The following is a 20,880-nucleotide window of genomic DNA, read 5'->3' as shown; positions in this document are numbered from 1 at the left end:
CCACCGAAGTGGACGGGGTATCAACTTCTGGCGTTGATTTTTGGCACGCTGTTGAGTTCTCAAGGAACGGACGCTTCCTTCGTACTCACCCTCTCGGGCTTTCCTCCGGGCTTTCGTTCTGTGTTCTTGCGTTTCCGACTCTATCAGACTCTTTCGGGCCTGACCCCCAGTCAGCGGGGTTCGTCTTCGGGGCTGTTGGGCCCTTCCGACTCCCGAACTCTAGTGGATTTCCCCGGCGATTCATAATCGGCCTTCGGAAATGAATTCGGGCACGCCGAATTCGTTCCCAGTGGGAGATCGTGCTGAGTTGGGTGCCGCAACGAGGCGGCGGGATGTTGTTGTCGCCGAAACCTTCCGGCTCTGGGACAACTCGAAGAACCTTACGGACCCGCATGGGGTGTGTCAACCCCGGTGGTCAGCTGGGTGACTGGAGGTCCTCCACGCGGTCCAGCAGCCGGGTGAGCATGTCGCCGAGCACCCCGCGTTCCGCGGTGGAGAGGTCCTGGAGGAGGTCCTCCTCGAAGACCGTGGCCGCGCGCATCGCGTCGAGCCACTTGCTGCGGCCTTCGTCGGTGAGCTCGATGATCACGCGGACCCGGTTCGACTCGTCCCGCTCTCGCGTGACCAGTCCTTCAGCCGTCATGCGGTCGATCCGGTGGGTCATCGCCGCCGGCGTGAGGCCCAGCTGCTTCGCCAGCTCGCTCGGGCCCATCCGGTAGGGGGACCCGGAGAGGACGAGGGCCTTGAGGACCTCCCACTCCGCGTTGCTGATGCCCAGGGCAGCGGTCTGGCGTCCGTACGCGACGTTCATGCGGCGGTTCAGGCGGCTCAGCGCCGAGACCACCTTCTCGACCTGGGGATCGAGGTCCTGGAACTCGCGCTGGTAGACGGCGATCTGCTCGTCGAGGCTCGGCTCGTGGACGGGCGTAGTGCCGTCGGGGGTGTCACCCATGCGTCGAAGTATGGCACGAGCCCATTGGCATCTAACTCCTTCGATGTGTACTGTTAAGGCTTGAAGTTTAGGTATGAAGTCTTCAGTCTTCAGTTATCAAGGCAGGTGAGAAGTGACCAAGGTGATGGGCGCCGCGATGCGGCGGATCCAGGCCGGGAACGCGCTGACCGCGTTCGGCATCGGCTTCACGGTTCCGTTCCTCTACATCTATGTGGCGCAGGTGCGAGGTCTGGGATCCATGGCTGCCACGAGTGCGTTCGTGGCCTTCGCCCTCGGCGCCCTCGTCGCGCTGCCCCTCACCGGCCGGGTCATCGACCGACGCGGTCCCGTGCCCGTGGTCATCGGCGCCGCGGTCGCCGCCTCCGCGGGCGCGCTCTCGCTGGGCCTGTCCACCGGCCTCGTGCCGATCCTGCTGTCGGCCCTGGCGCTGGGCGCGGGGCAGGCCGTGATGCAGCCGGCCCTCGCCACCATGATCGTCTGGTGCTCCACGCCGTCCACCCGGACCCGTGCCTTCGCCCTCCAGTTCTTCATGCAGAACCTGGGTCTGGGCATCGGCGGGCTCATCGGCGGCCAGATCGTCGACGAGAGCCGACCCGGCAGCTTCACCCTGCTGTTCGGCATCGAGGCCGTGATGTTCCTGGTGCTGGCGGGGGTCATCGCCTCCGTGCGGATGCCGCAGGTGGCGGGGTTCAAGGACGCCATGCCGAAGGGCTCGGCGCAGCCGGGCGGCGGGTTCAAGCGGCTGCTGGGGCACAAGGCCATGGTCCAGCTGTGCGTGCTCGGCTTCGTGCTCTTCTTCGCCTGCTACGGGCAGTTCGAGTCGGGTCTGGCCGCCTTCGGTACCGAGGCTGCCGGGATCTCCCCCTCCACCCTCGGCTTCGCACTGGCGGCCAACACCGGTGCGATCGTCGTCGCGCAGTTCGTGGTGCTCCGGCTCGTCGAGAAGCGGCGCCGGTCGCGGGTGATCGCGCTGGTCGGTCTGATCTGGACGGTGGCGTGGGTCGTCGCCGGGTTCTCCGGGCTGGGGCACGGCAGCGCCATGATGGCCGCCGCCGCGTTCATCACCACGTACGCGCTCTTCGGCATCGGCGAGGCCATGCTGTCCCCGACGCTGGCGCCGCTGGTGGCGGACCTGGCTCCGGAGGGCTCCGTGGGTCAGTACAACTCGGCCTTCGCGCTGGTCAAGCAGATGGCGCTGGCGCTGGGGCCGCTCGGTGTGCCGCTCGGCGCGGGGGTTCCGATGCTCTACATCGGGATCTTCATCGCCGTGTCGCTCGGGATCGCCTGGCTGGCGCTGCGGCTCGGCGGGCAGCTGACGGCGGTGCAGGACAACCCGTCGCTGTCGAGGGTCGTGGCCCAGGGCGGCCCGGTCGCGACGGGCGGATCGGCGGGTCCGGCCGTCGTGGCCAAGGCCGCCGAGCCCGTGAACGCGTAGGCGCCCGTAGGACCCGTACGCAGGACGCGTCGGAGAAGAGAGCGGAAGGCCCTGGTCCGGCGGACCGGGGCCTTCCGTGCGTCCGGGTGCCGCGTCGGCGTCCGGGTGCCGCCTCGGCGTTCGGGTGCCGCGCGGCTCGTCGGCTATTTGTCCGGCAGGGCGAACTCGCACCAGACGGCCTTGCCGCCGCCCGGGGTGCGGCGGGTGCCCCAGGACGAGGCGATGGTGGCGACGATCGAGATGCCGCGGCCGGTCTCGTCGCCCGGTTCGGCGCGGCGGCGGCGCGGCAGGTGGTCGTCCCCGTCGGTGACCTCGATGATCAGGCGGCGGTCGGTACGGCGCAACCGCAGGCGCATGGGTGGGGTGCCGTGCTGCAGGGAGTTCGCGACGAGCTCGCTGGCGGCGAGGACTCCGAGGTCGCACAGCTCGACGGGGAAGCGCCAGGAGCTGAGGACTCCCTGGGCGAAGGCCCGGGCGCGCGGGGCGGCTTCGATGCCTCCGAGGAGTTCCAGGGCGGCGTTGTGGAAGAGCTCGGCGTCCGCGCCGGTGCGGGCGGGCTGCTGGAGGACCATCACGGCGACGTCGTCGTCGTGGTCGGCGTCGACTCCGAGGGCGCGCATGAGGCGGTCGCAGATGACGGCCGGGGTGCCCTGGGCGCCGGAGAGCGCGCGTTCCAGAGCGGCGACGCCTTCGTCGATGTCCTCGCCGCGGCGTTCGACCAGGCCGTCGGTGTAGAGGACCGCGGTGGAGCCGGGGCCCAGGGCGATGGTGCCGGAGGTGTGGAGCCAGCCGCCGGTGCCGAGCGGCGGGCCGGTGGGATCGGCGGCTCTGCGTACGGTGCCGTCCTCGTCGCGCACCAGGATGGGCAGGTGGCCGGCGGACGCGTACGCGAGCAGGCCCTCGTTGGGGTCGTGGACGGCGTAGACGCAGGTCGCGATCTGGCTGGCGTCGATTTCGGCGGCGAGGCCGTCGAGGAGCTGCAGGACCTCGTGGGGCGGGAGGTCGAGGCGGGCGTACGCGCGGACGGCCGTGCGCAGCTGGCCCATGACGGCTGCGGCGCGGACCCCGCGGCCCATGACGTCGCCGATGACGAGGGCGGTGCGGCCGGCGCCGAGGGTGATGACGTCGTACCAGTCGCCGCCGACGGCCGCTTCGGTGCCGCCGGGCTGGTAGGTGGCGGCGACGCGCAGGTCGTCGGGCTGTTCGAGCTCCTGGGGGAGCAGGGAGCGCTGGAGGGTGACGGCGGCCTCGCGCTGGCGGCGTTCGCTGGCGCGGAGGCGGTCGACGGCTTCGGCGTGGTCGGTGACGTCGGCGAGGTGGATCAGGATGCCGGTGTGGCGGGGGTCCGCGGGGCCGTCGGTGTCGGTGCCGGTCTTGGGGAACTCGACCGGGGTGCAGGTGACGGTGTACGAGTGCGTGCCGCCCGGTGCGGTGCGGTTCTTGGCGGTACGGGGCTTGCCGCTGCGCTGGACCTGGTCGAGGAGCGGGAGGAGGCCGAGCTCGCCGATTTCGGGGAGGGCTTCGTGCGCGGGGGCGCCGGGGGTGCGGTTGCCGAATCCGGCGACGTAGGCGTCGTTGACGTAGGCGACGCGGTGCTCGGGGCCGTGGACGAGGGCGACCAGGGCGGGGAGCCGGCCGAGCACCTCGCGGACGGAGAGCTCGTCGAGGGAGGGCACCGCGGTGAGGGCGCCGGTCCGCCGGGTGGGGGCGAGGGCCGGGGTGGCGCCGGAGCCGCTGCCGGTCCCGGCGACCGTGGGGTCGCTGGGGGAGCCGTCGGGGGCGTGCGCGGACCGCTCGGCTGCGGGGTCGGCGCGGCCGCCGCGGGCTGCCGGGACGGAGCCTTCACCCCGTTTGGCCTGGGCGGCGGCGTGTTCGGACCGGGCGGCGGCGCGGCGCTGCGTTCCGGGAAACCGGGCGCTCCAGCGCGTGAAGTTCACTGCGTTCAAGCCTCGTGGTGTCGCAAGTGGTCGCTGTGTCGCTCGTGGTGAGTCGCTGACTGGACGTTGTCACTCTGTGCAGGTGTGAGCCCACCTATGGTCACACGTCCAGTGTGGCCGACCGCACTGACAACGTCAGCCCTGGCTGTCCTGCGGGGGGTTGGGGGCGGGGTTCGGCGGGGGTTCCTTGCGGCCGCCGCCTGCGGCGAGTTCGAATTCTGCCCTGGGGTGTTCGAGTGAGCCTAGGGAGACGATCTCCCGCTTGAAAAGACCTGAGAGGGTCCATTCCGCGAGGACGCGCATCTTGCGGTTGAAGGTGGGGACGCGGCTGAGGTGGTAGGCGCGGTGCATGAACCAGGCCGGGTAGCCCTTGAGTTTGCGGCCGTAGATGTGGGCGACGCCCTTGTGCAGGCCGAGGGAGGCGACGGAACCGGCGTACTTGTGGGCGTACTCCGTGAGGACTTCCCCGCGCAGGGCGGCGATGAGGTTGTCGGCGAGGGCCCTGGCCTGGCGGACGGCGTGCTGGGCGTTGGGGGCGCATTCGCGGCCGGGCTCGGGCGCGGTGATGTCGGGAATGGCGGCGGCGTCGCCGGCGGCCCAGGCGTGCTCCACTCCTTCGACGGTGAGGAAGGAGGTGCAGGCCAGACGGCCGCGCTCGTTCTTCGGCAGGTCGCAGGCGCTGAGGATCGGGTGCGGTTTGACGCCGGCGGTCCACACGACGGTGCGGGTGGGGAAGCGGGCGCCGTCGCTGAGGACGGCGACGCGGTTCTCGCAGGAGTCGAGCCGGGTCTCCAGGCGCAGGTCGATGTTGCGGCGGCGCAGTTCGCGGACCGTGTAGACACCCATTTCGGGGCCGACTTCGGGGAGGATCCGGTCGCTGGCCTCGACCAGAACCCACTTCATGTCCTCGGGCTTGATGTTGTGGTAGTACCGCGAGGCGTAGCGGGCCATGTCCTCGAGTTCGCCGAGTGCCTCGACTCCCGCGTAGCCGCCGCCGACGAAGACGAAGGTGAGGGCGGCGTCGCGCAGGGCCGGGTCGCGGGTGGAGGAGGCGATGTCCATCTGTTCGATGACGTGGTTGCGCAGGCCGATGGCCTCTTCGACGGTCTTGAACCCGATGCCGTAGTCGGCGAGGCCCGGGATGGGCAGGGTGCGCGAGATGGAGCCGGGGGCGAGGACGAGTTCGTCGTACTCGATCTCGGTGGCGCCGGCGCCCTCCTCCTCGGTGGCGAGGGTGGTGACGGTGGCGGTGCGCTTGGAGTGGTCGATGCGCCGGGCCTCGCCGATGACGATGCGGCACTTGTCGAGGACGCGGCGGAGGGGGACCACGACGTGGCGGGGCGAGATCGAGCCCGCGGCCGCTTCGGGCAGGAAGGGCTGGTAGGTCATGTAGGGCTCGGGGGTGACCACCGTGACCTCGGCTTCTTCGGTTCTCAGCTTTCTCTGGAGCCGGAGGGCCGTGTACATGCCGACGTAACCGCCGCCGACGACCAGGATGCGGGTGCGGGGCGGGGTACCGGGGGCCGCGCCCCGGGAGTTAGCAGCCTTCACCATCCCATGACGCAACGTGGCCGGGAGTTTGTCCACAGGCCCGACGAATTGTGTGACCGGCGGGGGTGCTGGGACGAGGTGGAACCGGACGCCGGGAGGGGATATAGATCCGCAGGTCAGAGGGTGCGGAGCAGGCGCTTCCGAGGGTACGGAACGGAAAAGTGGGGGTGAATGCTCCGATCGGGCGGTGCTCCGTCCGGGGCTGCCTCTTCTGAATTGACTCTGGCTCAACTATGTTCGTATCTCGTCGAGGAGTAAGACCGGGCCCACATGACCGTGGCCCCCTCGGCGTGAAGGCGGGGAGTGTCTCCGGGGGGAGACAGATGATTACCGGGGGAAACAGATGAACATTTCCGATTTCCATGGCTCTGCGACCGCGCTGTCGGTCGAGGCCAACGACCGCGGTATCGCGGGCGGCAGCACGACGCACGGCGTAGGCCGGTCCACGCCGCTGCGCGTCGATGCCCAGCGCAATCTCGAGCACGTGCTGCGTGCGGCGCGCGAGGTCTTCGGCGAGCTGGGTTACGGGGCTCCGATGGAGGACGTGGCGCGGCGGGCGCGGGTCGGCGTGGGCACGGTGTACCGGCGGTTTCCCAGCAAGGACGTGCTGGTCCGGCGGATAGCGGAGGAAGAGACCGCGCGGCTGACCGAGCAGGCCAAGGCCGCGCTGGGCCAGGAGGAGGAGCCGTGGCAGGCGCTGTCGCGCTTCCTGCGCACCTCCGTGGCCTCGGGCGCGGGGCGGCTGTTGCCGCCGCAGGTGCTGCGGGTGGGCTCGGCGAGCGAGGACGGGGTCGAGGAGGCCGAGGCGGTGCGGGTTCCGCACCAGCGTCAGGCCGTCACGGCCGGCGCGGCTCCGGAGCTGCGCGTCGTGGGTGCGCGGCCGGTGAGTGAGGACGAGCCCTCGCAGGACGCGGGCGCGGGCGCGCTGCTCGAGGTGGTCGGGCGTCTGGTCGACCGGGCCCGCGCGGCCGGCGAGCTGCGGAAGGACGTCACGGTGGCCGATGTGCTGCTCGTGATAGCGACGGCGGCGCCCGCGCTGCCCGACCCGGCGCAGCAGGCGGCGGCCTCGACGCGGCTGCTCGACATCCTGCTCGAGGGGCTGCGGTCCCGAACGGTGTGACCTCACCGGGGTGCGGTGGCCGCGGCATTGATGCCGGGGCGGCCGCCGCGGCCCGGTGAACCCTGCCGGTCGCTGCACCGGCTCGACTGGGCGTCAATCCGTGCGCCAGTAGGGCTTTTCGTCGAAATGTGCCCGGATGAGTGGATGGCACGCAGAAGGGTTCGACGCGTGGGCGCCGTGTGACACGCTTGATCGGTGTACCGGTTGAGTGTGTCGTGCGGGGGCTTCCGCGATGAGCGTTGACGGGCGGGAAGAGCCACTCGGTGGCGCCGGAGGCGAGGCCGGAGCGGGCAGTCTGCCCGCCCGGCAGGTGCCCGCTCAGCGCGAGCAGGTACCCGCACAGCGCGAGCCGCGTGGCCGGCACTCCGCCTCGGCCGGCCTCGCGGGTGAGCTGCCGCCGTCCGACGGCGATTTGATCGCCCGGATGCGGGGCGGTGACGACGGTGCGTACGAGGAGCTGTTCCGCCGACACGCCGATGCCGTACGGCGCTATGCGCGAACCTGCTGCCGGGACGGGCACACCGCCGACGACCTGACCGCCGAGGTGTTCGCGCGGACGCTTCAGGCGGTACGGGGCGGGGCCGGGCCGGACCAGTCGGTGCGGGCCTATCTGCTGACCACCGTGCGCAGGGTCGCCGCGGCCTGGGCGAAGACCGCCAGGCGGGAGCACCTCGTCGAGGACTTCGCCGTCTTCGCGGAGCAGGCGGCCAGGGGGACGGAGGGCGGGGCCGGACTGTCGGGGCTGTCGGGGCTGTCGGGGGACGACACCCTCGAACTGGGCGCGGACGTACGGGCGATGCAGGAAGCCGAGCAGTCGCTGGCCATGCAGGCCTTCCGGAGCCTGCCCGAGCGGTGGCAGGCAGTCCTGTGGCACACCACCGTCGAGGAGGCCTCGCCGAGCGCGATCGCGCCGCTGTTCGGACTGAGCGCCAACGCGACGGCCGTGCTGGCCAGTCGTGCGCGCGAGGGCCTCAAGCAGGCCTATCTGCAGGCACATGTGAGTGCGGCGCTGAGTGGGGGCGGCGACTGCGCGCGCTACGCGGACCGGCTGGGCGCCTATGCCCGCGGCGGGCTGCGGATGCGCGCGGAGCGGGGGCTGCGCAAGCACCTGGAGGAGTGCGCGAAGTGCCGGCTGGCCGCCGGGGAGCTCAAGGACGTCAACGCGGGCATTCCCGCGCTGCTCCCGGTCGCGGTCATCGGCTGGTTCGCCGCCGGGTACGCGGCCAAGGCGGCCGGGGTGGTGGCCGGTGGGGCCGTCGCCGCGGGCGGAGCCGGGGCTGCTGCCGCGGCCACGGGCGGGTCGACCGCGGGTGCCACGGCCGCCGGTGGCGCCGCGGGGGCGGGCGCTGCCGGTGGGGCCGCGGGCGCTGCTGGTGGGGCTGCAGGGGCGGGCGCTGCCGGGGGAACCGCGGGGGCCGGCGCTGCCGGTGGGGCGGGGGGCGCTGCCGGTGGGGCCGGGTCGGGGGCCGGGGCCGGGAGTGCCGTGGTGTCCGAAGGGCTGGGCATGCCGGCCAAGGCCGCCATCGCCGCCGGGATCGCGGTCGCCGCGGCCGCCGGGGTGGTGTTCGCTCTGGCCGGTGACGACTCCGAGCCCCCGGCTCAGGCGAAGCCTGCCCCCGGGGTGGCGGCGCCGGTGGCGCCCAGCGCCCCGGTCGCGCCCGCGCCGAGCCCGCCCGAGGCGGAGCCTGCGCCGGCGCGGGGCTCCGTACCGCCGCGGCCGCGGGCCGAGCCCTCGCGGACGCCGCCGGCCTCGCCGGCTCACACTGCGCCGGGGCCGTCGCCTTCCCCCGCACCCAGCCGGCAGAAGGTGTCGCCCAGCCCGTCTCCGAGCCGGACCTCGGCGAAGCCCGCGCCGCCCCCCGCGCCGAAGCCCGCCCAGGGCTTCCAGCTGTCGCGGCTCGGTCACTCGGTCTACGGGGAGCACGAGGGTCCGGAGATCCAGACCTGGCGCAGCAGCTGGGTGTGGCAGCGCTGGGGCCTGGAGGTGGGGGACCGGCGGTTCGGGCAGGGGATCACCGTGAACTCCCGTTCCTCCGTGGAGATCGCCCTCAACCGGCCGTGCACGGCCTTCTCGGCGCGCGCCGGGGTGGACGGGCTGTCGATGTTCACCGACGGCTCGGTGCGGTTCTCCGTGTACGGCGACGGGCGGCGGCTGTGGCAGTCCGCGCCCCTCGGGTTCGGGGACCGGGCGGTGGCCGTGGAGGTCTCCCTCGCCGGGCACGAGACGCTGCACCTGGTGACGGAGAGGGCCGGTCCCGGTCGCCTGCCCGCGCTGGCGAGCTGGGCCGACTCGGTGATCAGCTGCCGCTGAGCGGCGGCGGGCCGGTCAGCGGTGCCGTGCAGTGCGCGGCGGCCCTCGTTCAGGAGAGGGCGGGGCGGTGGACGGGGACGCCCTCCGGGACGGCGCGGCGGCGGGCGGCGGACGTGCCCGTCCAGCAGGTGCCGCGGCGGGCCAGGAGCCGGTGCAGCCACAGCTCCATGGAGACGAGTTCGGCCAGCCCGTCGAGCGGGACCGGCCGGCCGTCCGCCGCGTCGAGCAGGGCCTGCTGGACGACCCGGGCGTCGATCAGCCCGGCGTCCGCGAGCAGCGGTGCGGCGAACAGGGCCAGCAGCTCGCTCAGGGCGGCGCGCAGCCCGAGCCGGGTCGCCGTCTCGTTCGGGGTGTGGGCGCTGGCTCCCCAGCCGGGCGGGAGTTCCCGCACCCCGGTCGCGGACAGGACGGTGCGCAGGATCGCGGCGCGGGCCCCGGGCTGGACGCGCAGGGACTCGGGGAGGGCGCGGGCGGCGCGGACGACCTGGTTGTCCAGGAACGGGGCGTGCAGGCGCTGGCTGCGGACCTCCACGGCCTGCTCGAAGACCCGGTGGTCGGCGGCGTGCCGGGCGAGGACCGCGCGGGCCCGGGCCTCCCCCGGGCGCAGGGACAGGGGAGGGCGGCCGGCCGCTGCGGTGAGGCGGATCGATACTTCCGCCAGTGCCTCGCCCGTCAGCCAGCCCGCCGCCGGGCCGGGCCGCGACCAGGTCAGGGCGGCGAGGGAGGCGTCCACCGGACCGGAGGATCTCTCGGTGACCCCGCCTTCGCGGAGCCGGGCCGCGGCGGCTTCCATGCCCGCGCGGTACGTCGTACGGGCAAGTCTGCGGGCCGCGGAGTAGACGGTCAGCGGCACCAGCAGGGACTCGCCGGAGGCTCCGGAGGCCGAGGCCGAGCGGGCCAGCGCCGCCACCGGGCGCAGCAGGTGGCGGCGGCGGCGGTCCATCAGGAGGTCGGCCAGGCGGGCGGGGTGCGCGTCCAGGACCTGGCGGGCGCCGTGGCCGGTGAAGTGGTCGGCGGAGCCTGCGGCCAGCCGGCGCCGCTCGCGGGCGGCGTAGACCAGGGAGGGGCCGGGTTCGTCGGTCAGCGGGCCGTCGAGTTCGGCGTACGGGAGGGCCTCCTCGGCGGCCGCCACCACGACGTGGTGCAGGCGCGGGTCGGCGGCGATGGCGCGGGCCCGCTCCAGTTCCTCCTCGCGGCCCTGCGGTGTGGCCAGGTCGTTGAAGGTGACCGCCAGCAGCCGGGCCCCGGCGGGGCTGATGAGGGTGCCGGGGGCGCCGGGCAGGCCGGCCGCCAGCAGGGCCAGGGTCGCGGAGGCGCTGCCGCCGGACAGGTCGGCGCCGACTCCGGGCGCCGGGGCGCCCCGGGCCGCACGCCGGTCGGCGGGGCCCATGCCCGGGACGGGGCCGGGATCGTACGGCGGCAGCGTGTCGGGGGCATGGCGGGGCGCCGTGAGCCGGGCGCGCACGGCGTCCACCAACGCTTCCCGTACGCCCTCCACCGCGCGGTCGGGATCCGCCTGCGGCCCGGCCACCGCGAGCGAGGCGACGGGCTCGTAGCCGGTGATCTCACGGGAGCCCTCGCGCAGGATGAGGGCGTGCCCGGGCGGGATGCGGCGGACCCCGGCGTACGGTGTGCCGTCGCCCAGTGCCTCCGGGCTGTCGGGGCAGGCGAGCAGGGCGGCGAGGTGGCCGATGTCGAGCTGCGCCTCGATGAGGTCGGCGAGCGGGAGGGCGGCCGTGGCGTACGCGGTGCCGCTGGCCCAGGGGGTGTAGAAGACGGGCCGCGCGCCCGCGAGGTCGCCGACGACGGTGATCCGGCGGCCGGTCTGGACGACGGCGGTGTAGCTGCCGGACCACTGGGTGAGGTGGCGCAGGGCTCCGCCGCGGGCGGCGTACAGGGCCCTTCTCAGCTCGGCGTCGGTGGCGCCGCAGCAGCCGAGGACGGCGAGCCGGGTGAAGGGGTCGGCCGGGTCGGCGGTGAGGGTGCGGATCTCGTCGGGGCGCCAGTCGCCGACGGCCCAGAGCGGGTCGGGGTCTCCCCACAGCAGCTGGGCGCCCACGGGGTGGACGGTTCGTTCGGCGTCGGCGCCGGGGTCGTCGGCGTGGGCGGCGTCGGCGATGCCGCCCTGGGGCGGGGCGCCGGCATCGTGGTGGCCGGGGTAACCGCCCTGGCCGGAGCCGTACGTGGAGCCGTACGCGGATCCGTGTCCGAAGGCGCGTCCGGGGTCACGGTCAAAGACGCGGCCGGCCGTGCCGAAGCTCGCCGCGATACTGCTCCAACCCACCAACCAGCGCACCGCCGCCTCCCCAGCCTGTGGGCACATGACCGGGGCACGGGCAGCACGATCGGCGCTGAGGGCGCGGTCGGCGGGACCCCGGGTGGCTCGGGTCCATGCTGCCACGGGACAGGCGTGCGAGAGTGGTTAAAGGGGGCGCACATGCGAACGAACACGCCCCCGCCACGCGGTATTTGGCGTTCCGTTCCCCCCGCCCCATAGGTCGCTTTCGGCCAATCTTCGGCCGTCCTGAGCACGGTCGGGGGCCGCCGTCGCCCTTCGGCGCCCGGGCGCGGTCCGGGAGGCGGAATCCGCCCCCCGGACCGTTCCGCCACCCGCGGGGATTGAGGTAGCGGCATCCCCCGGCCCGCCCGGTCCGCGCAGCGGGCCGACCCACGCACCGCACATCGAATCGCCGGGCCCGCGGACCGGCCAGAGCGCACGGGCGGGCGCACGGCCACACGGGCGGAGCACGCACCGAGACGTGCGCCCCGGGTACCGGCCCGGGGCGGACTGTGCAAACGGACAACAATCCCGCCATACGGAAGTAAGGGCCTTAACGCTTGGGAGGCGGGGAACTACGCTGGGTTTACGAAATGCCGGGCGCCTATGCCCCGGCGGCGTCTGCGTTCCGCGTGTGACGAGGGGTGGCGCATGTCCAGGGAGCTCCGCGAGCCCAATGAGAAGCTCGGCGCCGCCCTCGCCCTCGCGGGCATCAGCAACGCGGGGCTGGCCAGGCGGGTCAACGACCTCGGCGCCCAGCGCGGCCTGACCCTTCGGTACGACAAGACGTCGGTGGCCCGGTGGGTGTCGAAGGGCATGGTGCCGCAGGGCGCCGCACCGCACCTCATCGCGGCCGCCATCGGCGCGAAGCTGGGGCGGCCGGTGCCGCTGCACGAGATCGGTCTTGCGGACGCGGACCCCGCGCCCGAGGTCGGGCTGGCGTTCCCGCGCGACGTGGGTGCCGCGGTGCGGTCGGCCACCGATCTCTACCGGCTCGACCTCGCCGGGCGGCGCGGCGGTGGGGGGATCTGGCAGTCCCTCGCCGGTTCGTTCTCGGTGGCGGCGTACGCCACGCCCGCCTCGCGCTGGCTGATATCTCCTGCCGACGGTTCGGTGGCGCGCGAGCCCGCGGGGGCGGGCGGCTCGGCGCAGGCGCCCCCCGGCGCAGCGGCGGCCTCCGCGGCCCAGGACGTGCCGGTGCACGACCCGCCGGCGGGGCGGACGGGCGGCCGGCCGGCCGGACAGGCCGGCGGGCAGGCCGGGCCGCACGCCGGTGGCCGTGCAGGTGGGACGGCTGGTGGGACGACTGGCAGGACGGGTGGCGGGACAGGTGGACAGGCCGGCGGGCAGATCGCCGGGCCTGCGACCGGAACGGCATCCAGGCCGGTGACCGGTCCGGCATCCGGGCCGGTGACCGGTCCGGCAACCGGTCCGACGACAGGACCCGTGACGGGTGCGGCGGGAAGCCTCCCGGCTCCGCCGTCCACCGTTGTGCCCGCCCAGCCCGGCCCCGAAACGCCCCGTGACCACGGCCAGCGCGTCGGCCACAGCGATGTGGCCAAGCTGCGCGAGGCCGCCGAGGACGCCCGCCGCTGGGACTCCAAGTACGGCGGCGGGGACTGGCGTTCGTCGATGGTGCCCGAGTGCCTGCGGGTGGACGCGACCCCCCTGCTGCTCGGCTCCTACTCCGACGAGGTGGGCCGTGCCCTGTTCGGCGCGACCGCCGAACTGACGCGGCTCGCCGGGTGGATGGCCTTCGACACCGGCCAGCAGGAAGCGGCCCAGCGCTACTACATCCAGGCCCTGCGGCTCGCCCGCGCGGCCGCGGACGTACCGCTCGGCGGTTACGTCCTGGCCTCGATGTCCCTCCAGGCGACCTACCGCGACTTCCCGGACGAGGGGGTGGACCTCGCGCAGGCGGCCGTCGAGCGCAACCGCGGTCTGGCCACCGCCCGCACCATGAGCTTCTTCCGGCTCGTCGAGGCCCGGGCCCACGCGAAGGCGGGCGACTCCACCGCCGCGGGAGCCGCCCTGCGGGCGGCCGAAGGCTGGCTCGAACGCGCCCGGGCCGGCGACCCGGACCCGACCTGGCTGGGTTTCTACTCGTACGACCGCTTCGCGGCGGACGCGGCGGAGTGCTACCGGGACCTCAAACTCCCGCGGCAGGTGCGGCGTTTCACCGAACAGGCCCTGTCCCGGCCCACCGAGGAGTATGTACGGTCACACGGGCTGCGCCTCGTCGTGAGCGCGGTCGCCGAGCTGGAGTCGGGCAACCTCGACGCGGCCTGCGCGGCGGGCACCCGGGCGGTGGAGGTCGCGGGCCGGATCTCCTCGGCGCGGACGACCGAATACGTGCGGGACCTGCTGCACCGCCTGGAACCGTACGGGGACGAGCCGCGCGTGGCGGAGCTGCGCGAGCGGGCCCGGCCGCTGCTGGTGGCACAGGCGTAGGGGTCGCGTGGCCTCGTTGTCGGTGGCGGGGTGCAGTATGCAGGGGTGGGAGGTGTCAGCGTGGGCGGCAGCGTGGACTGCGATGTGCTGGTGATCGGTGGCGGGATCGTCGGCCTGTCGACGGCCCATGCCCTGTCACGTCTGGCTCCGGGGACCAAGGTGGTCGTCCTGGAGAAGGAGGCCGGCCCGGCCCGGCACCAGACGGGCCGCAACAGCGGGGTAATCCACAGCGGGATCTACTACCGCCCCGGGTCGCTCAAGGCGCGCTTCGCGGTCAGCGGCGCCGCCGAGATGGTCAAGTTCTGCGCGGAGCACGACATCCCGCACGAGGTGACGGGCAAGCTGATCGTCGCCACGGAGCGCGAGGAGCTGCCACGGCTGCACGCCCTGGTGCAGCGCGGCCGGGAGAACGGCATTCCGGTGCGCGAGCTCGGCCCGGCGCAGATCTCGGAGTACGAGCCGCAGGTCCAGGGCCTGGCCGCGATCCACGTCGGCAGCACCGGGATCGCGGACTTTGGCCGGGTGTCGGCCCAGCTGGCCGAGTCCTCGGGGGCGGAGATCGTCTACGGCGGCGCGGTGGACCTGATCTCCCGGCGCCCGTCGGCAGTGGCCGTCCGCACCACGGCCGGGCTGGTGGTCCGCGCCCGGGTGCTGGTGAACTGCGCGGGCCTGCAGTGCGACCGCATCGCCCGCCTGGCCGGAGACGACCCCGGCATGCGGATCATCCCCTTCCGGGGCGAGTACTACGACCTGGCCAGGCCCGAGCTCGTCAGCGGGCTGGTCTACCCGGTCCCCGACCCCGCCTTCCCCTTCCTGGGGGTCCACCTGACCCGGGGCATCGCGGGCGGCGTCCACGTCGGCCCGAACGCCGTGCCGGCGCTGGCCCGCGAGGGCTACGCCTGGTCCACCGTGCGACCGCGCGACATCGCCTCCGAGCTGGCCTGGCCGGGATCCTGGCGGATGGCCGCGCGGCACTGGCGGTACGGCGCGGGCGAGATCCACCGCTCGCTGTCGAAGCAGGCCTTCACGCAGGCGGTGCGCCGGCTGCTGCCCGCCGTGACCGCGGCGGACCTGCACCCCGCCCCGGCCGGGGTGCGCGCGCAGGCCGTCCTGCGGGACGGCACCCTGGTGGACGACTTCCTGATCCGCGAGGCGCCGCGCACGGTCCACGTCCTGAACGCCCCCTCCCCCGCCGCGACCGCCTCGCTCCCGATCGGCCGCGAGATCGCCACCCGGGCCCTCCGGACCCTCGGCTCGGCCTGAGCACGGGACACGGGAGACGGGAAACGGGAGAGGGGAGAGGGGAGAGGGGAGACGGAAGGGGGGAGAAGGGCGGAGGGGAGAAGGGGCCGGGGATCGGCCGAGCGGCCGGGCCGCACCCCCCGTCGTAGAATCGGCGCATTGTGTCTGAGTCCCTGAACCCCCAGCCGCCCAGCCTCCCGGACGCCGCGCCGGAGGCGAACGCGTACGTGCCGCCCAAGTGGCGCACCGAACCCCGCTTCCCCGACGGGCCCTCTCCGGACCCGGCCGGCTCGCACCACGAGCGGCGCATCCGGAGCTTCCAGCCCCGCCGCAGCCGGGTCACCACCGGCCAGGGCGAGGCCCTCAAGCGCCTGTGGGGGACCTGGGGCCTGGACATCGACGGCCACGAGGTCATCGATCTCAAGACCCTCTTCGACGGCCTGCCCGTCGTCCTCGAGATCGGCTTCGGTATGGGCGAGGCCACGGCCCAGATGGCCGCCGCCGACCCGGGCACCGGCATCCTCGCCGCCGACGTGCACACGCCGGGGCAGGGCAACCTGCTCGCCCTCGCGGAGCGCAACGGGCTCACCAACGTCCGCGTGGCCAACGGAGACGCCATCATCCTGCTCCGCGAGATGCTGCCGCCCGACTCCCTGGCCGGGATCCGCGTGTACTTCCCGGACCCGTGGCCCAAGGCGCGCCACCACAAGCGCCGGCTGATCCAGCCCGAGTTCCTCACCCTGGCCGCGACCCGCCTGGCGCCCGGGGGCGTGCTGCACTGCGCGACCGACTGGGAGCCGTACGCCGAGCAGATGCTCGAAGTGCTCACCGCCCATCCGGACTTCGAGAACACCCAGGCCGACGGCGGCTACGCGCCGCGCCCCGCCTTCCGGCCACTCACCCGGTTCGAGGGCCAGGGCCTCGACAAGGGCCACGTCGTACACGACTTGCTCTTCCGTCGCACGGAGAACTGACAACGTCACTGCGCGTGTCAGACCGGCTCTGTAGGGTCATGGTGTGTTCCGAGCGCTCCCCCCTGTGCTCGCACGCCCGTCGGGCACGGTCCGCACGTGCGTGCTCCTCGTTCTGCTCGCCGTCACGGGGATCGCGATCCTCGAACTGGTGCGGGAACAGACCGGCACCCCCGGCTTCTTCGTCGGTCTCGGTCTGGCCCTGCTGCCGGTGCCGCTGCTCATGGCGGCCTTCCGGTGGCTGGGCCGGGCCGCGCCCGCGCCCTGGCCCCAGCTCCTGTTCTGCTTCGGCTGGGGTGCCTGCACCGCAGCGCTGATCGCGATACTGGCCAACAGTTTCGCGACCGAGTGGATAGCCGCGGCCACCGCGGACCCCTCCGACGCCGACCAGCTCGGCTCGGTGGCGATCGCGCCGGTGGTGGAGGAGAGCGCCAAGGCGGCCGCCCTGCTCCTCGTCTTCGTCTTCCGCAGACGGCACTTCACCGGCCCCGCCGACGGCTTCGTGGTGGCCGGCTTCACCGCCACCGGCTTCGCCTTCACCGAAAACATCCTCTACCTCGGCAACGCCTTCGGCGAGGACCTGGCCCAGGGCACCGGCATGCTCAACTCCATCACCGCCGCGACCTTCTTCGTCCGCATAGTGGTGTCGCCGTTCGCGCACCCGCTGTTCACGGTCCTCACCGGGCTCGGGTTCGGCGCGGCCGCGCTCAGCGCCCGCCGGGGGCGCAGGGTCGGCCTGCCGCTGCTCGGCCTGGGACTCGCCATGGGGCTGCACGCGCTGTGGAACAGTTCCTCGCGGCTCGGTGAGTACGGGTTCTACGTGGTCTACGGCTGCGTGATGGTCCCGGTGTTCGGGCTGCTGCTGTGGCTGGCGGTGCGGATAAGGCGCCGTCGCCTGTGCGCCGTCGCCGGGGAGCTCGCGGTGTACGCGGCCGCGGGCTGGCTCGGTCCGGCCGAGGTCCCCGCCCTGGCTTCGATGCCCGCCCGGTCGCTGGCCCGCAGCCTGGCCCGGCGCAGCGGGGGCCGGGCCGCCGGGCGTGCGGTCGCCCTGTACGAGGCGGATGCGGCGGCCCTGGCCCTGCTGCGCAACCGGGCGCGCCGCGGCGGCCCGGCGCGTGAGCCCGATTTCGCCGGTCGGGAGCGGGAGTTGCTGGACCGGCTCTGGCTGCGCCGGGCGACGGCGGGTCCCGCGCTGGCCCGGGCGGCGGTCATGGAGGAGCTGCTTCCGCCGTGGTTCGATCCCCTGCCCCGGCCCGACGGGGTGCCCGGTGCCGTGCTGTCCGGCGTACCGGCACCGCGGCGGGCGGGCGGCGGCGCGAGGGCGGCTGACGGCGGCGCGGACGGCTCCGGGGCGGCTGGCTCCGGGGCGGGCGGCTCCGGCGCCGGCGGCTCCGGCGCGGGCGGGTCCGGCACCGGCGGCTCCGGCGCGGGCAGCTCCGGGGCCCGGGGCGGCAGCCTCAGACGTTCAGGCCCTTGGAGGTCAGCCACGCCAGCGGGTCCACCGTCGAGCCGCCCTTGCGTACTTCCAGGTGGAGATGGGGTCCGGTGACGTTGCCGGTGGCGCCCACGCGGCCGATGGTCTCGCCCGGGGCGACCGTGCCGGAGGTCACCGACATCGAGGAGAGGTGGCAGTACCAGACCTCCGTGCCGTCCTCGAGCTCCAGCACGATCCGGTAGCCGTACGCCCCGGACCAGCCGGCCGAGATGATCTTCCCGGCGGCCACGGCCTTGGCGGGGGTGCCGGTGGGAGCGGCGAAGTCGAGGCCGGTGTGGTAGCCGGAGGACCACATGGAGCCGGCCACCCCGTAGTGCGAGGTGAGGGTGTAGGCGGAGGTGGGCAGGGAGTAGCTGCCGGCCAGTTTGGCGAGGCGCTCCTGCTCCGCCTTGGCCGCGGCGGCCTCCTCGGCGGCCTTGGCTTCCGCTGCGGCCTTGGCCTCGGCCGCCGCCGTCGCCTCCTCGGCCGCCTTGCGCGCGGCCTCGAGCTTGTCCTTGGCCTCCTGGGCGGCGGTCTCGCGGGCGACCTGCTCGGCTTCCGCCCGGGCCTGCGCCGCCGCGGCGGCCTGCTGGGAATCCGCCTGCTGGAGGATGCGGTGGCGCAGCACCTCGCCGGGGTCGGCGCGGCGGTCGGACTGCTGCGGAATGATCCCGGCCTGCGCGGCCGTCCCGGCCGCCTGCCCGGAACCGGCCTCGGCCTGCCGGACGGTGTCCCCGGTGATTCCGACGGCGGTGTCACCGGGCACGAGGTCGGGCAACGATGGCATGGATATGGCGACTTGGGGCCGGTCCTGGGCGGTGGCGATGCCGCTCGCGCCGACCGCCGCGATGACGCCGACGCCGAGCACGGTGGAGCTGCGGGCGAGTCCGCCGCGCTGCTTGGCCACGCGGTGCTTGCCGCGGACGGCGCGGACCGAATCCTCGGTGGGATTCCACTCGCCCCAGGCACCCGCGGTCGGCGGCTCCTGGTTCTCGATGCCTTCGGGGGCAGGCAAGTTGGAGGCCACCGGGGCACACTCCTCATTGACGCGATCGCGCACGGCGCCGTCTCTTGCGACGGCTGGGACGACCGCGCTGCGTTATCGAAAGGTAATAGACGGAGGGGAGTGATTCCAAGCTGTTGCGATTGATCGTTCGCACCAATCGGCCACTCCCTGACTGGCTATGGCCAGTCCTTTTCACCCGACAAGCGGACCAACTCGGGCAAAATTGAGAGGTTTCGGATACCACTTCAGCCACATCCGGATCATGACGATCCGTCAGCCCCCTTGCGGAGAGCTCTACGCACCTCACCCACCGTCACGCCCCGCCCCCAAAAACGGTATGCCGACGTACATCGCTGCCGAGCGCGCCGAGCAGCGCACCTCAGGACCGGGGAACACCCTCGGACGGTCGGACCGGAGCGGGAACACGACGAAGGCCCGGCTCCCCAAGGGGACCCGGGCCTTCGTACTGAGTAGCGGGGACAGGATTTGAACCTGCGACCTCTGGGTTATGAGCCCAGCGAGCTACCGAGCTGCTCCACCCCGCGTCGGTAAACCCAACTCTACGCCATCCGGGGGGACCCCTCCGCCAATTAACCGTCGCCCGACCCCCACCGCCCCCATAACCCCAGGTCAGGCCGGTACAACCGACCCGAACCCGGCACGCCGAAGCGAAGATCATCTCTGTTGCACGCCGGTGACACTGCGGGGATGGTTCCGGGATCGGTTCCGGGTGAAGATTCATCTGTCGCCAGGCCGCGGGGAACACGAACCGGCCGGCCGACACCGACCACACCAACCGGCTCGGCGCTCTGCCGATGCCCTCGTGATTCCTGGGGGGAGTCCACCATGTCCGTTCGCACCGCAGCCGCCATCGCAGTCGTCGCCGGCGTTGTCACCACTCTGCTGCCGCTCTCGGCCACCGCCGCGTCGGCCGCGCCCACCACCGACGGCCACGCCGTCCTGCGCACGGAGATGGGCACTCCCGTCCCCAGCGGTCCGCTGACCCGCGGCGGCGCCACCGAGACCTTCGACCTCACGGTGAAGAACCCGACCGGCAAGGCCGTCACCTACAAGCCGTGGCTGCTCCTGGACCCGACCGGCCCGAGCCGCCTCCAGCAGGACGATGTCGTCTTCAAGGTCGAGTCGGTGGACGCCCCGGCGACGAAGTCCTCGATCGGCCAGCAGGACGGCGAGTGGCAGGGCATGTTCTACCCGGCGGCCGGCGCCCCGGGCGGTCTGAGCGAGGGCTTCGACATCCCCGCGAACGGCAAGATGACCTGGAAGGTCACCCTCGGTCTCGGCGCGAACTACCCGACGAACAACGGCGACTTCAACTTCCGGGCCGCCAGCTACAACAACTCGGTGGCCGCCGACGGCATGGGCTCCCACCTCTTCAAGGTCGGCCCGCAGATCAAGACCGGCGAGCTGAAGACCTCCTTCACCCAGGGCAGCCCGGACATGGGCGGCCAGGAGCAGCGCGCGTACTGGAACCTGAACTACCAGGCCACCGGCGACGGAGCGTTCGCCACCGGTCTCGCCAGCACCCTGAGCCTGACGCACCCGGGCGAGGAGAAGGCCGACTTCCGCGTCCAGGCGATGGTCGACGGCCGCTGGCAGGATCTGAAGGCCGAGGACAGCCGCTACCGGCTGCCCGAGATCCCGCAGGGCTTCGGCGCGGCCTCCGGCGTCCGCAGCCTGCCGCTGCGGGTCAGCCTGGGCGAGAACACCAAGATCAAGAAGAAGACCACCGTCACGATGGAGGTCGAGGTCGCGCACGCCAAGGGCAACACGTACCCGCTCAAGACCGCTGCCGTGAAGTTCCCGCTCGTCCCGTTCGCCCAGCCGGTGCCCTCCGGCACCCCGAGCACCACCCCGTCGGCCACGCCCACCAAGGCGCCGGCCACCTCCCCGTCGGTCCAGCCGGCTGCGGCCACCTCCTCGGCCGCCGCCGCGGGCAACACCCACACGACCACCACGGGTTCGGGCTCGCTGGCCGCCACCGGCTCCTCGGGCACGGGCCTGTACGCGGGGCTCGCCGCCGCCCTGGTCGCCCTCGGCGCGAGGTCTTCGAAGAACTGCGCATCGCCTCGGCCGGCACGGTCAACGACTACTACGGCATCACCTACGAACGTCTCGAGCAGACCGGCGGGAT

13 protein-coding genes and 1 tRNA gene are annotated in these 20,880 nt (G+C 73.3%); 8 read left to right on the top strand and 6 right to left on the bottom strand.

Translation table 11 applies throughout. From position 1 onward, the window contains the following. Positions 1 to 415: 415 nt before the first annotated feature. Positions 416 to 952: a MarR family transcriptional regulator gene (locus AB0D44_RS31875; RefSeq protein WP_362597566.1), complete on the bottom strand. Its 537-nt coding sequence runs from the start codon at positions 950 to 952 to the stop codon at positions 416 to 418. A gap of 124 nt (positions 953 to 1,076) precedes the next feature. Here AB0D44_RS31875 and AB0D44_RS31870 point away from each other — a divergent pair, with 124 nt between their 5' ends. Further along, complete coding sequence (locus AB0D44_RS31870; RefSeq protein WP_362597575.1) at positions 1,077 to 2,387, top strand: MFS transporter; 1,311 nt, start codon at positions 1,077 to 1,079, stop codon at positions 2,385 to 2,387. Positions 2,388 to 2,530: 143 nt separating this feature from the next. Here AB0D44_RS31870 and AB0D44_RS31865 read toward each other — a convergent pair whose 3' ends face one another. Together AB0D44_RS31865 and AB0D44_RS31860 are read right to left on the bottom strand one after the other, a co-directional pair. Continuing rightward, a complete protein-coding gene (locus AB0D44_RS31865; RefSeq protein WP_362597572.1) occupies positions 2,531 to 4,324 on the bottom strand; it encodes an ATP-binding SpoIIE family protein phosphatase in 1,794 nt (597 codons plus the stop codon). Between the two features lie 135 nt (positions 4,325 to 4,459). Further along, a complete protein-coding gene (locus AB0D44_RS31860) occupies positions 4,460 to 5,878 on the bottom strand; it encodes an NAD(P)/FAD-dependent oxidoreductase (RefSeq protein WP_362597563.1) in 1,419 nt (472 codons plus the stop codon). Positions 5,879 to 6,218: 340 nt separating this feature from the next. On the opposite strand from AB0D44_RS31860, the gene AB0D44_RS31855 reads away from it, so the two are divergent. Together AB0D44_RS31855 and AB0D44_RS31850 are read left to right on the top strand one after the other, a co-directional pair. Beyond that, a complete protein-coding gene (locus AB0D44_RS31855) occupies positions 6,219 to 6,995 on the top strand; it encodes a helix-turn-helix domain-containing protein (RefSeq protein WP_362597560.1) in 777 nt (258 codons plus the stop codon). A gap of 232 nt (positions 6,996 to 7,227) precedes the next feature. After that, positions 7,228 to 9,306 carry a sigma-70 family RNA polymerase sigma factor gene (locus AB0D44_RS31850; RefSeq protein ID WP_362597557.1) on the top strand — a complete coding sequence of 693 codons (2,079 nt, stop codon included), beginning with the start codon at positions 7,228 to 7,230 and terminating at the stop codon, positions 9,304 to 9,306. Between the two features lie 49 nt (positions 9,307 to 9,355). Here AB0D44_RS31850 and AB0D44_RS31845 read toward each other — a convergent pair whose 3' ends face one another. Next, complete coding sequence (locus AB0D44_RS31845; protein WP_362597554.1) at positions 9,356 to 11,629, bottom strand: asparagine synthase-related protein; 2,274 nt, start codon at positions 11,627 to 11,629, stop codon at positions 9,356 to 9,358. A gap of 606 nt (positions 11,630 to 12,235) precedes the next feature. Between AB0D44_RS31845 and AB0D44_RS31840 the strand changes: the two genes are divergently transcribed. From AB0D44_RS31840 to AB0D44_RS31825, 4 genes are all read left to right on the top strand, one after another. Further along, positions 12,236 to 14,035, top strand: coding sequence for a sporulation protein (locus tag AB0D44_RS31840; RefSeq protein WP_362597551.1), 1,800 nt, complete (start codon positions 12,236 to 12,238; stop codon positions 14,033 to 14,035). Between the two features lie 30 nt (positions 14,036 to 14,065). Continuing rightward, entirely contained in the window at positions 14,066 to 15,298 is a 1,233-nt protein-coding gene (gene lhgO, locus AB0D44_RS31835) for an L-2-hydroxyglutarate oxidase (protein ID WP_362597548.1), read from the top strand. A 140-nt stretch (positions 15,299 to 15,438) separates the two neighbouring features. After that, positions 15,439 to 16,251 carry a tRNA (guanosine(46)-N7)-methyltransferase TrmB gene (gene trmB / locus AB0D44_RS31830; protein ID WP_362597545.1) on the top strand — a complete coding sequence of 271 codons (813 nt, stop codon included), beginning with the start codon at positions 15,439 to 15,441 and terminating at the stop codon, positions 16,249 to 16,251. A gap of 43 nt (positions 16,252 to 16,294) precedes the next feature. Beyond that, on the top strand, positions 16,295 to 17,797 hold the full coding sequence (locus AB0D44_RS31825) for a PrsW family intramembrane metalloprotease (RefSeq protein WP_362597543.1): 1,503 nt from the start codon (positions 16,295 to 16,297) through the stop codon (positions 17,795 to 17,797). On the opposite strand, the gene AB0D44_RS31820 is transcribed toward AB0D44_RS31825, so the two are convergent. Beyond that, positions 17,706 to 18,737 (bottom strand): M23 family metallopeptidase, encoded by a 1,032-nt coding sequence (locus tag AB0D44_RS31820; protein WP_362597569.1) that lies wholly within the window; start codon positions 18,735 to 18,737, stop codon positions 17,706 to 17,708. The two genes, AB0D44_RS31825 and AB0D44_RS31820, sit on opposite strands and share 92 nt — an antisense overlap. A 462-nt stretch (positions 18,738 to 19,199) precedes the next feature. Beyond that, positions 19,200 to 19,273 (bottom strand) — tRNA-Met (locus AB0D44_RS31815). Between the two features lie 301 nt (positions 19,274 to 19,574). Here AB0D44_RS31815 and AB0D44_RS31810 point away from each other — a divergent pair. Continuing rightward, on the top strand, positions 19,575 to 20,880 hold a 1,306-nt coding region (locus AB0D44_RS31810), incomplete at its 3' end, for a hypothetical protein (protein ID WP_362597540.1).

Origin of the sequence: Streptomyces sp. NPDC048349, from assembly GCF_040651925.1 — a bacterium.
In the GTDB taxonomy this organism is placed as follows: Bacteria; Actinomycetota; Actinomycetes; order Streptomycetales; family Streptomycetaceae; genus Streptomyces.
Note: the sequence above shows the minus strand (reverse complement) of the source record. Positions and strands in the feature narration are given on the sequence as shown.

Bases quoted from the DNA above. Each gene is read 5' to 3' on its own strand.
- AB0D44_RS31845 (WP_362597554.1), bottom strand. From the start codon at position 11,629: ATGTGCCCACAGGCTGGGGAGGCGGCGGTGCGCTGGTTGGTGGGTTGG.
- AB0D44_RS31850 (WP_362597557.1), top strand. From the start codon at position 7,228: ATGAGCGTTGACGGGCGGGAAGAGCCACTCGGTGGCGCCGGAGGCGAG.
- AB0D44_RS31860 (WP_362597563.1), bottom strand. From the start codon at position 5,878: ATGGTGAAGGCTGCTAACTCCCGGGGCGCGGCCCCCGGTACCCCGCCC.
- AB0D44_RS31855 (WP_362597560.1), top strand. From the start codon at position 6,219: ATGAACATTTCCGATTTCCATGGCTCTGCGACCGCGCTGTCGGTCGAG.
- AB0D44_RS31840 (WP_362597551.1), top strand. From the start codon at position 12,236: ATGTCCAGGGAGCTCCGCGAGCCCAATGAGAAGCTCGGCGCCGCCCTC.
- AB0D44_RS31875 (WP_362597566.1), bottom strand. From the start codon at position 952: ATGGGTGACACCCCCGACGGCACTACGCCCGTCCACGAGCCGAGCCTC.
- AB0D44_RS31870 (WP_362597575.1), top strand. From the start codon at position 1,077: ATGGGCGCCGCGATGCGGCGGATCCAGGCCGGGAACGCGCTGACCGCG.